General features: G+C 35.8%; 19 protein-coding genes. 17 read left to right on the plus strand and 2 right to left on the minus strand.

Features of this window, described 5'->3' with window-relative positions; all coding sequences use genetic code 11:
- Positions 1–4: 4 nt before the first annotated feature.
- From rpsE to ctlX, 16 genes are all read left to right on the plus strand, one after another.
- Positions 5–532, plus strand: coding sequence for a 30S ribosomal protein S5 (gene rpsE, locus EKM03_RS03190; protein ID WP_035668102.1), 528 nt, complete (start codon positions 5–7; stop codon positions 530–532).
- A 12-nt stretch (positions 533–544) separates the two neighbouring features.
- Positions 545–727, plus strand: coding sequence for a 50S ribosomal protein L30 (gene rpmD, locus EKM03_RS03195; RefSeq protein WP_027310825.1), 183 nt, complete (start codon positions 545–547; stop codon positions 725–727).
- 11 nt (positions 728–738) lie between these two features.
- Positions 739–1,191 (plus strand): 50S ribosomal protein L15, encoded by a 453-nt coding sequence (gene rplO / locus EKM03_RS03200; protein ID WP_126451843.1) that lies wholly within the window; start codon positions 739–741, stop codon positions 1,189–1,191.
- 13 nt (positions 1,192–1,204) lie between these two features.
- Positions 1,205–2,551 carry a preprotein translocase subunit SecY gene (gene secY, locus EKM03_RS03205; protein ID WP_126451844.1) on the plus strand — a complete coding sequence of 449 codons (1,347 nt, stop codon included), beginning with the start codon at positions 1,205–1,207 and terminating at the stop codon, positions 2,549–2,551.
- Positions 2,552–2,555: 4 nt separating this feature from the next.
- A complete protein-coding gene (infA, locus tag EKM03_RS03210; protein ID WP_007136545.1) occupies positions 2,556–2,771 on the plus strand; it encodes a translation initiation factor IF-1 in 216 nt (71 codons plus the stop codon).
- 12 nt (positions 2,772–2,783) lie between these two features.
- Complete coding sequence (gene ykgO / locus EKM03_RS03215) at positions 2,784–2,900, plus strand: type B 50S ribosomal protein L36 (RefSeq protein WP_008992256.1); 117 nt, start codon at positions 2,784–2,786, stop codon at positions 2,898–2,900.
- Between the two features lie 2 nt (positions 2,901–2,902).
- Positions 2,903–3,277: a 30S ribosomal protein S13 gene (gene rpsM, locus EKM03_RS03220; protein WP_091173715.1), complete on the plus strand. Its 375-nt coding sequence runs from the start codon at positions 2,903–2,905 to the stop codon at positions 3,275–3,277.
- A gap of 8 nt (positions 3,278–3,285) precedes the next feature.
- Positions 3,286–3,669: a 30S ribosomal protein S11 gene (gene rpsK, locus EKM03_RS03225; protein ID WP_024981527.1), complete on the plus strand. Its 384-nt coding sequence runs from the start codon at positions 3,286–3,288 to the stop codon at positions 3,667–3,669.
- A gap of 87 nt (positions 3,670–3,756) precedes the next feature.
- Entirely contained in the window at positions 3,757–4,362 is a 606-nt protein-coding gene (gene rpsD / locus EKM03_RS03230; protein ID WP_073210389.1) for a 30S ribosomal protein S4, read from the plus strand.
- Between the two features lie 21 nt (positions 4,363–4,383).
- Positions 4,384–5,376: a DNA-directed RNA polymerase subunit alpha gene (locus tag EKM03_RS03235; RefSeq protein WP_126451845.1), complete on the plus strand. Its 993-nt coding sequence runs from the start codon at positions 4,384–4,386 to the stop codon at positions 5,374–5,376.
- A 63-nt stretch (positions 5,377–5,439) separates the two neighbouring features.
- Positions 5,440–5,928, plus strand: coding sequence for a 50S ribosomal protein L17 (rplQ, locus tag EKM03_RS03240; protein WP_126739861.1), 489 nt, complete (start codon positions 5,440–5,442; stop codon positions 5,926–5,928).
- Positions 5,929–6,257: 329 nt separating this feature from the next.
- Positions 6,258–7,358: a glutamine-hydrolyzing carbamoyl-phosphate synthase small subunit gene (carA, locus tag EKM03_RS03245; RefSeq protein ID WP_126739862.1), complete on the plus strand. Its 1,101-nt coding sequence runs from the start codon at positions 6,258–6,260 to the stop codon at positions 7,356–7,358.
- 378 nt (positions 7,359–7,736) lie between these two features.
- Positions 7,737–9,029 (plus strand): phosphopyruvate hydratase, encoded by a 1,293-nt coding sequence (gene eno / locus EKM03_RS03250; RefSeq protein WP_126458915.1) that lies wholly within the window; start codon positions 7,737–7,739, stop codon positions 9,027–9,029.
- A gap of 154 nt (positions 9,030–9,183) precedes the next feature.
- Complete coding sequence (locus EKM03_RS03255) at positions 9,184–10,467, plus strand: citrate synthase (RefSeq protein ID WP_126458918.1); 1,284 nt, start codon at positions 9,184–9,186, stop codon at positions 10,465–10,467.
- Between the two features lie 61 nt (positions 10,468–10,528).
- Positions 10,529–11,443 (plus strand): dimethylarginine dimethylaminohydrolase family protein, encoded by a 915-nt coding sequence (locus EKM03_RS03260; RefSeq protein ID WP_126563339.1) that lies wholly within the window; start codon positions 10,529–10,531, stop codon positions 11,441–11,443.
- Positions 11,444–11,531: 88 nt separating this feature from the next.
- Entirely contained in the window at positions 11,532–12,467 is a 936-nt protein-coding gene (gene ctlX / locus EKM03_RS03265; RefSeq protein ID WP_126739863.1) for a citrulline utilization hydrolase CtlX, read from the plus strand.
- Positions 12,468–12,512: 45 nt separating this feature from the next.
- On the opposite strand, the gene EKM03_RS03270 is transcribed toward ctlX, so the two are convergent.
- The gene (locus EKM03_RS03270) at positions 12,513–13,142 is read right to left on the minus strand and encodes a MarC family NAAT transporter (RefSeq protein WP_126451852.1); all 630 of its coding nucleotides are present in this window, start codon (positions 13,140–13,142) and stop codon (positions 12,513–12,515) included.
- Positions 13,143–13,284: 142 nt separating this feature from the next.
- Between EKM03_RS03270 and EKM03_RS03275 the strand changes: the two genes are divergently transcribed.
- Entirely contained in the window at positions 13,285–13,653 is a 369-nt protein-coding gene (locus tag EKM03_RS03275) for a CoA-binding protein (RefSeq protein WP_126458928.1), read from the plus strand.
- A 99-nt stretch (positions 13,654–13,752) separates the two neighbouring features.
- On the opposite strand, the gene EKM03_RS03280 is transcribed toward EKM03_RS03275, so the two are convergent.
- A complete protein-coding gene (locus tag EKM03_RS03280; RefSeq protein WP_126739864.1) occupies positions 13,753–15,261 on the minus strand; it encodes a sodium:solute symporter in 1,509 nt (502 codons plus the stop codon).
- Positions 15,262–15,346 lie beyond the last annotated feature (85 nt).

Here is a 15,346-nt window from a genome sequence, read left to right on the forward strand (position 1 = left end):
TAGTATGTCTAATAGTAAATACAAGAATGTAGAGTTAGTAAAACCAAGTGGTCTTGAATTAAAAGATCGTTTGGTAAGTGTAAATCGTGTTACTAAGGTTACAAAGGGTGGTAGAGCTTTTGGTTTTTCTGCTATTGTAGTTGTAGGTGATGAAAACGGAGTGGTTGGACACGGATTAGGAAAATCTAAAGATGTTTCTGAAGCAATTGCGAAAGCAGTAGAAGATGCTAAGAAAAATTTAGTAAAAATTCCTTTGAATGGTCAGTCAGTTCCTCACGAACAAAAAGGTAAATTTGGTGGTGCACGTGTATTCTTAATTCCTGCCTCTCATGGTACAGGAGTTATTGCTGGTGGAGCTGTTCGTTCAGTTCTTGAATCAGTAGGAATTCATGATGTATTATCTAAATCTCAAGGATCTTCAAATCCTCACAACGTGGTAAAAGCAACTTTTGATGCTTTATTACAAATGAGAAGTGCTTATACTGTTGCAAAACAAAGAGGCGTTTCTTTAGAAAAAGTTTTTAAAGGTTAATTCAAGGAAATTATGGCTAAATTATTAGTAAAACAAGTTAGAAGCAAAATCAACTGTCCTCTTACTCAAAAGAGAGGTTTGGAAGCTTTAGGTCTACGTAAAATGGGACAAGTTGTAGAGCATGATTCAAACCCTACAATCCTTGGGATGATAAATAAAGTTAAACACTTAGTTTCTGTTGAAGAAGCTAAATAACAAATACTGTTATGAATTTAAGTAACTTACAACCTGCTGAAGGTGCTACACACAATCAAAATAAAAGGTTAGGTAGAGGAGAAGGTTCTGGAAAAGGTGGTACTTCTGCAAGAGGTCACAAAGGAGCCAAATCTCGTTCTGGTTATTCTAAAAAGATTGGTTTTGAAGGGGGACAAATGCCGCTTCAAAGACGTGTACCTAAGTTTGGTTTTACAAACATCAATCGTAAAGATTACGAAGGTGTAAATCTTGATACACTTCAACTATTAGTTGATAATGGTGTTATTAAAGATACTGTTGATATGACAGTTTATGTTGCTAATCGTTTAGCTACTAAAAATGAAATCGTTAAGATTTTAGGTAGAGGTGAATTGACAGCAAAATTAAAAGTAACCGCTCACAAATTTACTGCTACTGCAAAAGCTGCTATTGAAGCTGCTGGTGGAGAAGCTGTAACAATGTAATTTTTCAATTAATATGAAGAAATTTATTGAGTCAATTAGTAATGTTTGGAAAATCGAAGAACTGAAAAATAGAATCCTAATTACATTGGGTTTGCTTTTAGTGTATCGTTTTGGGGCTCAAGTAACCTTACCAGGTATTGATGCTACACAGTTGGGTAATTTAGCCGGGCAAACTAAAGAAGGAATTGGTTCAATTCTTGATATGTTTACTGGAGGAGCTTTTTCACAGGCTTCTGTTTTTGCCTTAGGAATAATGCCTTACATTTCTGCTTCAATTGTTGTTCAGTTGATGGGAATTGCGGTTCCATACTTGCAAAAACTTCAAAGCGATGGAGAAAGCGGTAGAAAAAAAATTAATCAAATTACACGTTGGTTGACTATTGGTATCACCTTGGTTCAAGGTCCTACTTACATCTACAATTTATATAGAACGTTACCTAGTAATGCATTTTTATTGGGATTCAATTCATTTGAATTCTTATTTTCGTCAGTAATTATTTTAGTCACAGGTACAATTTTTGCGATGTGGTTAGGAGAAAAAATTACAGATAAGGGAATAGGAAATGGTATATCTTTGTTGATTATGGTGGGTATTTTGGCAAGATTGCCTCAGGCATTCATCCAAGAATTTACCACGAGAGTGACTAATAATAACGGTGGTCCGATGTTGTTAGTTATCGAAATTATCATTTGGTTATTGGTTATTGTTTGTTGTGTATTGTTGGTTATGGCGATTAGGAGAATTCCTGTTCAATATGCCAGACGTACTACTTCAGGGGATTTTGAACAAGACATGTTAGGTGGAAATAGACAGTGGATCCCTTTAAAGCTTAATGCTTCTGGGGTGATGCCAATTATTTTTGCTCAAGCAATTATGTTCATTCCAGCTGCTTTGGCAGGGCTGTCTAAATCAGATGCTTCGCAGTCAATCGTTGGCGCTTTTAGTAATATGTTTGGTTTCTGGTATAATTTAGTTTTTGCAACGTTAATAATTGTATTTACTTTCTTTTATACTGCAATCACAGTTCCTACTAACAAGATGTCTGATGATTTAAAGAGAAGCGGTGGTTTTATACCGGGTATCAGACCAGGAGTTGAAACTTCTGATTATCTTGATAAGGTGATGTCTTTAATAACTTTTCCAGGATCTTTATTTCTTGCTTTGATTGCCGTGTTCCCGGCGATAATTGTAAGTGTTATGGATGTTCAACAATCCTGGGCAATGTTTTTCGGAGGTACTTCATTGATAATTATGGTAGGTGTTGCCATTGACACAATGCAGCAAATCAATTCATATTTGCTAAATAAGCATTATGATGGTTTAATGAAAAGTGGTAAAAATAGAAAAGCAGTAGCTTAACTTTATGGCAAAACAATCAGCAATAGAACAAGACGGATCGATCATTGAAGCATTATCAAATGCAATGTTTCGTGTAGAGTTAGAGAATGGACATATAGTAATTGCACATATATCTGGAAAAATGCGTATGCATTATATCAAATTATTACCTGGTGATAAAGTGAAACTAGAAATGAGCCCTTACGATTTGTCAAAAGCAAGAATTACTTATAGATATTAAAGGATATTCAAAATGAAAGTTAGAGCTTCAGTAAAAAAGAGAAGTCCCGAGTGCAAAATTGTGCGAAGAAAAGGGAGATTGTACGTAATAAACAAAAAGAATCCTAGATTTAAACAAAGACAAGGATAATTATGGCAAGAATAGCAGGGGTAGATATCCCAAAAAATAAGAGAGGTGTTATAGCACTTACCTACATCTTCGGATTAGGAAATAGTAGAGCTATTGAGATTTTAGAAAAAGCTCAAGTAAGCCAAGATAAAAAGGTTCAAGACTGGAATGATGATGAGATCGGAGCGATTCGTGAAGCAGTGTCCACTTTCAAAATTGAAGGAGAATTGCGTTCAGAAGTTTCTTTAAACATCAAACGTCTAATGGATATTGGGTGTTACAGAGGTATTCGTCACAGAACTGGTCTTCCATTAAGAGGACAAAGAACTAAGAATAACTCCAGAACAAGAAAAGGTAAAAGAAAAACTGTTGCCAACAAGAAAAAAGCAACTAAATAATAAGTAATATGGCTAAAGCAACTGCAAAAAAACGTAAAGTTATCGTTGAATCAACGGGAGAAGCTCATATTTCTGCTACCTTCAATAATATCATCATTTCTTTGACAAACAAAAAAGGTGAAGTTATTTCTTGGTCTTCAGCTGGTAAAATGGGTTTTAGAGGTTCTAAAAAGAATACTCCATACGCAGCCCAAATGGCAGCAGAAGATTGTAGTAAAGTAGCTCTTGAAGCAGGACTTAAAAAAGTTAAGGTGTATGTTAAAGGACCAGGAAACGGACGTGAGTCTGCGATCCGTTCTTTGCATAACGGTGGAATTGAAGTGACTGAGATTATCGATGTTACTCCAATGCCTCACAACGGATGTCGTCCTCCAAAAAGACGTAGAGTTTAATAATATTTTTTTAGTATAACCTAGATAGAATACCGATTATCGAAGGATAAGACCTGAATTCATAATCTCTATCTTAAACAATTTAAAATGGCAAGATATACTGGTCCAAGTACAAGAATCGCCCGTAAATTCGGCGAAGCAATTTTCGGAGACGATAAAGCGTTCGAAAAAAGAAATTATCCACCCGGACAACACGGGATGGCTAAAAAAAGAGGGAAAAAATCTGAATTTGCTATCCAGTTAATGGAAAAACAAAAAGCTAAATATTCTTACGGAATTTTAGAAAAACAATTCAGAGGTTTATTCAAAAAAGCATCAGCAACTAAAGGTGTTACTGGTGAAGTTCTTTTACAATTATGTGAAGCACGATTAGATAACGTTGTTTTTAGAATGGGTATTGCCCCTTCAAGAAGAGGAGCTAGACAACTTGTTTCTCATAGACATGTCACTGTTAATGGTGACGTTGTAAATATAGCTTCTTACCACCTTAAACCTGGTGATAAAGTTGCAGTTCGTGAAAAATCTAAATCTTTAGAAGCAATCGAACGTTCTTTGTCTAATTCAAGTCATGTTTATGAATGGATTACTTGGAATAATGATATCAAAGAAGGTACTTTCGTTTCTGTACCAGCTAGACTTCAAATCCCAGAAAACATTAAAGAACAATTAATCGTAGAGTTGTACAACAAATAATAATTGACTTAGTCGAAATTTATGGCAATATTTAATTTTCAGAAGCCCGATAAAGTTATCATGATCGATTCAACCGATTTTGAAGGTAAATTTGAATTTAGACCTTTAGAACCGGGTTACGGATTGACCGTTGGTAATGCACTTAGAAGAGTTTTGCTTTCAGCATTAGAAGGTTATGCTATTACATCTGTTCGTATTGAAGGTGTAGATCATGAGTTTTCTACTATTTCAGGAGTTGTTGAGGACGTTACCGAAATTATCCTTAATCTTAAACAAGTACGTTTCAAACGACAAATTGAAGATATTGATAATGAATCAGTTACTATTTCTGTTTCCGGTAAAGATCAATTAACAGCTGGTGATTTTCAAAAATTTATTTCAGGTTTCCAAGTTTTGAATCCAGAACTAGTTATCTGTAATTTAGATCCTAAAATTAAACTTAATTTCGATTTAACGATCGAAAAAGGTAGAGGATATGTTCCTGCTGAAGAGAACAAAAAACAGAATGCTGCAATTGGAACTATTTTTACAGATTCAATTTTTACTCCGGTAAAAAATGTAAAGTATGCAATTGAAAACTTCCGTGTAGAGCAAAAAACAGATTATGAAAAATTAGTTTTTGAAATTAAAACTGATGGTTCTATCAATCCAAAAGATGCCCTTACTGAAGCTGCTAAAGTTTTGATTCACCATTTCATGTTGTTCTCTGACGAAAGAATTACACTCGAGGCTGACGAAATTGCACAAACAGAATCGTATGATGAAGAGTCATTACACATGAGACAATTGCTTAAAACTAAGCTTGTTGATATGGATCTTTCTGTAAGAGCATTAAATTGTTTGAAAGCGGCTGAAGTTGATACACTTGGTGATTTAGTATCGTTCAACAAAAATGACCTAATGAAATTCCGTAATTTTGGTAAAAAATCTTTAACTGAACTTGATGAACTTGTTGCAGTTAAAAATTTGAACTTTGGTATGGATTTAGCAAAATACAAACTAGATAAAGAATAAATTACTTCATATTTTGATCTCCAAAATGGATAGCATCAAGATGAAAGTATAAAAAAACACGTCATGAGACACGGAAAAAAATTCAATCACTTAAGCAGACAGACTGCACATAGAAAATCTATGTTAGCTAATATGGCTTGTTCTCTTATAGAGCACAAACGTATTAACACTACTGTTGCTAAAGCAAAAGCGCTTAAACAATTCGTTGAGCCTTTAATAACAAAATCAAAACAAGATACGACTCACAATCGTCGTATCGTTTTTGCTTACTTACGTAGCAAATATGCGGTAACTGACTTGTTCAGAGACGTAGCTGCTAAAGTAGGAGACCGTCCAGGTGGATACACGCGTATCATTAAAGTTGGGAATCGTTTAGGAGATAATGCTGATATGGCAATGATCGAGTTAGTAGATTTCAATGAACTTTACAATGGTGGTAAAAAAGAAGTTAAAAAAGCAAAAAGCCGTCGTGGTGGGAAAGCTAAAAAAGCAGATGAGGCTACTGAAGCTCCAGCTGCTGAAACTGAACCAACTGCAGAGACAGCTGAGTAATTATGAAAATAATCATTCAATAAAAATTAAGGATAAGCTATTTATAGTTTATCCTTTTTTTTTGATTTTTTCGGAACAAAAAACGTATTATTTAATAGTGAATTGTCTTGCTGTTCACTGTATCTTTTGCTTTTAAAAAAAAATCAAAAAGATGCCTCCAGACGCTCCAAGGTCATCAGGGCTCTAGGGTAGAATTTTTATTATACAATAAATTTCAAAAACTTGCATCCATTGCTTTAAACAATTAAATTTGCACAATATTTAACTATATATGAAACCCGCTTTGCGAGTTCCATGAGACTATTAAAAATAACATTAGATAGCAACGAATGAAATATACAACAAGACAAAGCGCCATTCTTTTATTGAGTGACGGAACCATATTCCATGGTAAATCTATTGGAATCAGCGGAACTACCTTTGGGGAAGTTTGTTTTAACACCGGAATGACAGGTTATCAGGAAATATTCACTGACCCTTCTTATTTTGGACAATTAATGGTTGCCACGAACGCTCATATTGGAAATTATGGAGTAAACGATTCAGAAATAGAATCAGATAGTGTTAAAATTGCCGGGTTGGTTTGTAAAAATTTTAGTTTTAATTATTCTCGTACCGATGCTTCAGGGAGTCTAGAAGATTATTTTATTAAACAAAACTTGATCTGTATATCTGATGTAGATACGCGTGCCCTGGTTAGTTATATTCGGGAGAACGGTGCTATGAATGCTGTAATTTGTACAGATGATACCTCAGTAGAAGAACTAAAAATGGCTTTGTCAAAAGTCCCTGATATGAAGGGTTTAGAATTAGCATCTAAAGTTTCTACTACGGAGCCTTATTTTTTTGGTGAGGAGAAGGCAACGTATAAAATCGCAGCACTTGATTTAGGAATTAAAATGAATATCCTTCGTAATCTGGCTAAAAGAGATTGTTATATCAAAGTATTTCCTTTTGATTCTTCGTATCAGGATTTAGCTGCATTTAATCCAGATGGATACTTCTTATCTAATGGTCCCGGGGATCCTGAGCCTCTTTCGGGTGCGATTCAAGTGGCTAAAGAAATTCTTGACAATGATAAACCTTTATTTGGAATCTGTCTTGGACACCAAATAATTGGTCTTGCTAATGGAATTTCTACTTATAAAATGTTTAATGGGCACAGAGGAATAAATCATCCTGTAAAAAATATCATCACTGGAAAAGGGGAAATAACTTCTCAAAATCATGGTTTTGCGGTTAATAAAGAGGAATTGGACAATCATCCAAATCTTGAAATTACGCATCTTCATCTTAATGATGGAACTGTTGCAGGGATGCGCATGAAAAACAAAAATTGTTTTTCTGTTCAATACCACCCTGAAGCAAGTCCTGGGCCCCATGATTCGTCGTATTTATTTGATCAGTTTATTGAAAATATTAAAGGATAAAGACAGTTATTTAATTGTGAAAATTTTAAAACAGAAGGGTTTGACTTTAATCATAAAGTCAGGCCTTTTTTTATGCGAAAAATAATTTTTATACTACTATCTATGATATTTTAGTCCTATTTTGCGCTGTCTCGATGCAATACGCATCTTGACTGTAAATTTTAAAGAAAAAAAGCACTTTCAAAAGTGAATATAATTTCACGAATATATAATGAAAAAAGTAAAATTAATTTGATACTGCAAAATAAAATTTTAATAAAGTAGAAAAGTGTTATTTCTAAAATAATTATAACGTTTTCGTTAATAACATTCATTATTTTCATAATGTCATTACAAAAGATAGAATATATTTGTATTACTAAATAAAAATTAGAAAATATGAGTATAATTATCAAAATTCACGCAAGACAAATTTTTGATTCAAGAGGAAATCCTACAATTGAAGTAGATGTAATTACAGACAATGGTGTTTTAGGAAGAGCAGCAGTTCCATCTGGAGCTTCTACCGGTAAACATGAAGCAGTGGAGTTACGTGACGGAGGAAAAGCTTTTCTTGGTAAAGGAGTTTTGAATGCGGTGAAAAATGTGAATACCCTTATTTCGGAAGAACTTCTTGGAGTTTCCGTTTTTGAACAAAATGTTATTGATCAAATGATGATTGATTTAGATGGCACGCCTAATAAATCAAACTTGGGAGCAAATGCAATTTTGGGTGTGTCTTTGGCTGTTGCCAAAGCGGCAGCAAATGAATTAGGATTGCCTTTGTATCGATATGTAGGCGGCGTTTCTGCGAATACATTGCCCGTTCCTATGATGAATATCATCAATGGAGGTTCACATTCTGATGCGCCAATTTCGTTTCAGGAATTCATGATCATACCAGTTAAAGCAACTTCTTTTACGCATGCAATGCAAATGGGGACTGAGATTTTTCATAGCCTTAAAAAAGTATTACATGATAGAGGTTTAAGTACCGCTGTAGGTGATGAAGGTGGTTTTGCACCAAACCTTGCCGGTGGTACAGAGGATGCATTGGACACGATCAAAAAAGCAGTTGAGGCTGCTGGTTATACTTTTGGAGACGAAATCATGGTGGCTTTAGACTGTGCGGCTTCTGAATTTTTTGTAAACGGAAAATACGATTATACGAAATTTGAAGGCGAAACGGGTAAAATTAGAACTTCAGAGGAGCAAGCTGATTATTTAGCTGAATTAGCAGCTAATTACCCTATTATCTCTATCGAAGACGGAATGGATGAAAATGACTGGGATGGTTGGAAATACCTGACGGATAAAATTGGTAATAAAGTACAATTAGTAGGGGATGATTTATTTGTTACTAATGTGGAACGATTGTCAACAGGAATCGAAAAAGGAATTGCAAATTCAATTTTGGTTAAAGTAAACCAAATAGGTACTTTGACTGAAACTATTGCAGCGGTCAATATGGCTAAAAACGCAGGCTTTACCTCGGTAATGTCGCACCGTTCCGGAGAGACGGAGGACAATACTATTGCAGATCTAGCAGTAGCATTGAATTGTGGACAAATCAAGACCGGTTCTGCTTCTCGTTCAGACCGTATGGCTAAATACAATCAATTATTGCGAATTGAAGAAGAATTAGGCGATACCGCTTATTTTCCGGGAAAAAACGCTTTTAAAATAAAATAAGTTCTAATACTATCTTTTTTAGCCATTCACTTCGTGTGAATGGCTTTTTTTTGGTAATATTTAACATTTTCATTGTATTATTCTCTTTTTAATTAGTGTTTAATTCCCTAGATTTGATAAATTATTATTTTAAAAGTTTATTTTCAAATATATTATGTCAAAAACAGCAACATTAGAAATCGACGGAAAAAAAATTGAACTGCCTATAGTAGTAGGTAGCGAAAATGAAGTTGCCATCGATATTAACAAATTACGTGATTTATCCGGTATAATTACTCTTGATCCGGGCTATAAAAATTCAGGTTCTTGTAAGAGTGATATTACTTTTCTGGACGGAGAATTAGGAATTCTTCGCTACAGAGGATACGCTATTGAAGATTTAGCAGAAAAAGCTGATTTTCTTGAAGTGTCTTATCTTTTAATTTTTGGAGAATTGCCTACTACTAAACAGTTGGCGCAATTTGAAACGGATATCAGAAAATACACGCTGGTCAATGAAGAAATGAAAAACATCATTGATGGTTTTCCAAAAACAGCCCATCCAATGGGTGTTTTAGCTGCTTTGACGAGTGCATTGACTGCGTTCAACCCTAAATCGGTTAATGTAGAGAATGAAAAAGAAATGTATGAAGCAGTTTGTAAAACCATGGGGAAATTCCTGGTTATTGCCACTTGGACCTACAGAAAAAGTATGGGTTATCCTTTGAATTATTATGATAACACTAAAGGGTATGTGGAGAATTTCATGCATTTGATGTTTGAATTGCCTACAGAGCCGTATACGCCAAACCCTGTGGTAGTAGATGCATTAGACAAGTTGTTTATACTTCATGGCGATCATGAGCAAAACTGTTCCACTTCTACCGTTAGAATGGTGGGTTCCTCACATGCGGGATTGTTTGCATCAATATCTGCCGGAGTTTCAGCTCTTTGGGGTCCTTTGCACGGAGGTGCCAATCAGGCAGTTCTTGAAATGCTGGAAGAAATCCATAGAAATGGCGGTGATGCAGATAAATATATGGCTAAAGCCAAAGATAAAAATGATCCTTTTAGATTGATGGGTTTTGGACATAGAGTCTATAAAAACTTTGATCCAAGAGCAAAAATCATCAAAAAAGCAGCAAATGAAGTTTTAGCAACTTTAGGAGTTGAAGACCCAATTCTTGCTATTGCTAAAAAGTTAGAAGCAGCGGCTTTGGAAGATGAGTATTTCAAATCAAGAAATTTATATCCTAATGTAGACTTCTACTCTGGAATTATTTACAGAGCGCTAGGAATTCCTACCGATATGTTTACGGTTATGTTTGCCATAGGGCGTTTGCCGGGTTGGATTGCACAATGGAAAGAAATGCGAGAAAATAAAGAGCCTATCGGAAGACCAAGACAAATTTACACAGGACATCCTTTGCGAGAATTCAAGACCTCTGATAAAAGATAAAAGATAAAAAGCTTCACAAATTTGTGAAGCTTTTTTTATATTTGCTAAAAGTTAAAGATACATGTTAGAATTAAATGTAAATAATGAAACTTCAAGACTAAGGGCAGTTGTTTTGGGTTCTGCAGTACATAACGGGCCAACGCCAAAACGAGAAGAGGCCTATGATCCAAAATCGTTAGAGCATATATTGGCAGGGACTTATCCGATCGAGACAGATATGGTTCGAGAAATGGAAGCCTTCAATCGGGTTTTTGAAAAATATGATGTAACGGTGTTTCGTCCTGAAATGATTGAAAATTACAATCAAATATTTACCAGAGATATTGGCTTTGTAATTGGAGATGTTTTTGTAAAATCGAATATATTGCCGGATCGCGAGCGGGAATTAGACGCGATTCAGTACGTAATAGACCAAATTGATCCTCAAAAAGTAGTGCGCCCCCCAGAAGAAGTACACATAGAAGGAGGGGATGTGATGTTGTGGAATGACTATATCTTCGTTGGTACATATAAAGGAAGTGATTACCAGGATTATATTACAGCACGGACGAATCTTCAGGGTGTGCAGTACATCAAAGACCTGTTTCCTACTAAAATTGTAAAGGGATTTGACCTAGTAAAGTCTAAAATTGAAGCAAGGGATAATGCCTTGCATTTAGACTGTTGTTTTCAGCCTGTTGGAATTAATAAAGGGATTATATACAAAAATGGATTTCGAGAAGAAGCCGATTATTTATTCCTGGTTAATCTTTTTGGGAAAGAAAATTTATTTCACGTCACTAGAGACGAAATGTATCACATGAATTCTAATATTTTTTCTATCGATACCACTGTTGTGGTTTCCGAAAGAAATTTCACCCGACTGAACAATTGGTTGAGAGCAAACGGTTTTCTGGTAGAAGAAATTCCTTATGCCGAAATTGCAAAACAAGAAGGGCTATTGCGCTGTTCGACCTTGCCTTTGATTCGAGATTAATTCAATTTTAAAAACGTATTGTGGTAGAGACGCACGATAGAGACGCACTGCAGTGCGTCTCTACCACAAAAATAAAACACAAAAACCCATGAAACAAACAACAAATTCGATATTGATGATTCGCCCAGTAGCGTTTAGAATGAACGAACAAACGGCAGTAAATAATTATTACCAAAAAGTAGTAGACGGTCTTTTGCCTGCAACGGTAAACGCTAAAGCACAACAAGAATTTGATGCTTTTGTCGAAAAACTAACAGCAGTCGGGGTTGATGTTACGGTTGTTGATGATACCCTGAATCCAGATACACCAGATAGTGTTTTTCCAAACAACTGGATTTCTTTTCACGAGAATGGAGATGTGGCTTTATATCCTATGTTTGCTGAAAATCGCCGTCACGAGCGCCGCGAAGATATTTTAGATGTTCTGGAAGACAAAGGATTTGTGATTCATAATATTGTTGATTATACATCGGCAGAGGAAGATGGATTCTATTTGGAAGGAACAGGAAGTTTGCTTTTGGATAGAACTAATGCTAAAGCATATTGCGCTTTGTCACCAAGGGCTGATGAAGAGTTGTTTATCGAATTCTGTGAGGATTTTGACTATGCTCCAGTTATTTTTGAAGCATTTCAAACCGTCGGTTCGGAACGAAAATTGATCTACCATACCAATGTGATGATGTGTCTGGGGGATACTTTTGCTGTGATTTGTTCGGAGTGTATTGATGATAAAAAAGAACGTAAAATGGTCCTGGATAGCCTAAAAGAAAACGGGAAAGAAATCATTTTAATTACGGAAGCCCAAATGAATACTTTTGCAGGAAACATGCTTGAAATTCGTGGGGCAAAGGACAAACGATATTTAGTGATGAGTGCTGCTGCACATCAGAGTTTGACTTCAAAACAAATTGAACAACTGGAGCGACATGCTGAAATTTTGAGTTCGAGCCTGGATACTATTGAAGCATTTGGGGGTGGCAGTGCCAGATGTATGATGGCTGAGATCTTTTTGCCAAGAAAATAATTGTACAATTCAGGCAAATACACTGCGTTTTGCCTGAATTTAATCTTAGATCAAATTGCCTTTAATAATATTGATAATCGCACTTACAATATATTGGATTCCTATAGCAATTACAATAAAACCAATGATTCTGGAGATCGCTACAATTCCGGATTCTCCAAGTATTTTTGCTAAATAATGAGCACTTTTCAAGATGATGAAAATAGCAACTGCGATAGCAAGAATGGCAAAGGATGAAATGATAATTTCGCTAGTTGTATTGTGTTCCTGATAAAAAGCAATCAGCAGCGAAATAGATCCAGGTCCGGCTAGCATAGGGATAGCTAGTGGAGTCAGAGCGATGTCATTTCTTTTTTGAGCATCGTTTTCTGCTTTTTTGGTGATCCCCCTCTTTTTGTTAAATTGTCCCGAGAGCAATGAAAATCCCGAGTTTACTATGATAAGTCCTCCGGCAATTCGAAGCGCATCGATGCTAATGCCAAAAAAAATCAGCATATATTGCCCAATAAAAAAAGAGACAATTAAGATGATAAACACATTTATCGCTGTCCACAATGAAATCCTGGAACGTTCTTTTTTTGTGTCATGTTGTGTAAGTCCTACAAAAATAGGAACAGTACCAATAGGGTTCAACACGGAGAAAAGTGCGACAAACAGATAAATAAAAAGATCCATATTTTATATTTAAGGGTGTAAAAATACTCTTTTTTTACTTTTTAATGTTAGGGAAATGTTTTTATTGCAGTGATAACTAAACTTGAAAATTCCTAAACGGACAAACCTTTTTGATTACTTTTGCTGCATATACTTATAGAAAATGACAAAGAATAAAAAAACACTAGTTCTGGGAGCAACTACTAAACCAGAGAAATACGCCTTCAAAGCGATCACTATGTTGGTAGACAAAGGACATTCGGTGCTTGCTTTAGGACAAAATGCTGGTGAAGTGGCCGGTGTGAAAATCCAGACCAAAGCCATTCCCATAAAAAATATAGATACCGTTACCCTTTATTTGAACCCTGCACGTCAGCGCGATTATTACAATTATATCGTCGAGGCTAAACCTAAACGTGTTATTTTTAATCCGGGAACTGAAAATCCAGAATTGTACCAATTGCTGAAGCTGAATGATATCAAAGTAGAAATAGCCTGTACCTTAGTATTATTGACTACTAACCAGTATTAATATTTTTTTTGGAGCTACCTCCAGCTGTTCGCTATATCTTTTCTTGTCCCGTTTTTAAAACGGGACAAGAAAAGGATGCCGCTGCCATCTGGGCTAAAACTAAAATCGTGTTTCTGAAGCCGCTTTTTTGCTAATCAACCACAATCCAAGAAAAGTAATAAGCCCGTTTACAATGATCAGCTCATTGTCAAAGACGTATCCAAAAAACAATGTTTTTGAATGTTCGCTGATAAGGTATGTGAGTGCAGGAGACAACAAACAAATTATCGGGACCAGTTTGTCTTTGACCGTTTTTGACTGTGCAAACAGCCCGAAACAATACAATCCTAAAAGTGGTCCATACGTGTAGGAGGCCACCCTGAAAATCATTCCTACTACGGTACTGTCATTTATGGAATTAAAGAAAATAATGACCAGAAACATCAAAAAGGAAAACGCAACATGAACCAGATGTCTGTCTCGGACTACATTAGGTTTGTTCAGATTCTCCGCTTTGTCCATTCCTAAAAAATCCACACAAAACGAAGTCGTAAGCGCTGTTAATGCAGAGTCAGTCGTAGCAAAAGTTGCGGCCGTCAATCCCAATAAGAATATAACTGAAGGTATCAGAGCCAGGTGATTAAAAGCAATTTCCGGGAAAAGCAAATCGGTTCTGGGCTTTCCGGTGTTTAAATCGGTGGGGATTTCAACCCCGTTTTTAGCGGCATAAACATACAGTAGCGCACCTACGCTCAGGAAAAATATATTGATAAGTACAAATATTCCGGTAAATGTGAACATGTTTTTTTGAGCTTCACCAATGGTGGCACAACTCAGGTTTTTTTGCATTAAATCCTGATCCAGACCTACCATGGCAATGGTTACAAAAATCCCTCCCAGAATTTGTTTGATAAAATGGAACTTACTCGACACGAAATCCTCAAAGAAAAATACTTTCGAATAGTTACTGTTTTTTACGGTTTCAAAAGCTTCAAAAGCATTTAAATTCAAGCTTCTGCAAATAAAGAAAAGAGTCATAAAAACAGAGGTCACTAAGAAAAAAGTTTGTAAGGTATCCGTAATGATAATGGTTTTGAGTCCGCCACGATAGGTATATGCAAAAATTAAAGCCAGCGAAATCAGCACGGTAAAGGCAAAGGGAATGTTGTAAAAGTCAAAAACGTAGCGTTGTAAAACGATCACCACAAGATACAATCGAAACGCAGAGCCTATTGTTCGGCTGATCAGGAAAATTGTTGCGGCAGTTTTATAGGAATACAACCCCAATCGCTGCTCGATATAGCCGTAAATCGAAGTCAGATTCATCCGGTAGTACAGAGGCAACAGCACTTTTGCAATAACTATAAAGCCAATGGCATTTCCCAGAACAAACTGAAAATACTTGAATTGTTCTCCGTTTGGCGCACCCACTTCTCCCGGCACCGAAATAAAAGTTACCCCGGAAAGCGCAGTCCCAATCATCCCGAAAGCCACTAAATACCATTTTGAGTTTTTATTGGCTTTGAAAAAAGCCTCATTGCCACTGTCTTTTCTACTTACAAAATGGGAAATCAAAAATAAAATCCCGAAGTAGATTACAATTAACGATAGAATGGTGAATGGTGTCATTTTTTTGAGTTTACAGGCAGCAAAATACGATTTTTTGTTTAATGAGTCATTTCTGGATCCGGATTCCCTTTGGCACATCACGAAT

The organism is Flavobacterium sp. GSP6, assembly GCF_003984855.1.
GTDB lineage: Bacteria > Bacteroidota > Bacteroidia > Flavobacteriales > Flavobacteriaceae > Flavobacterium.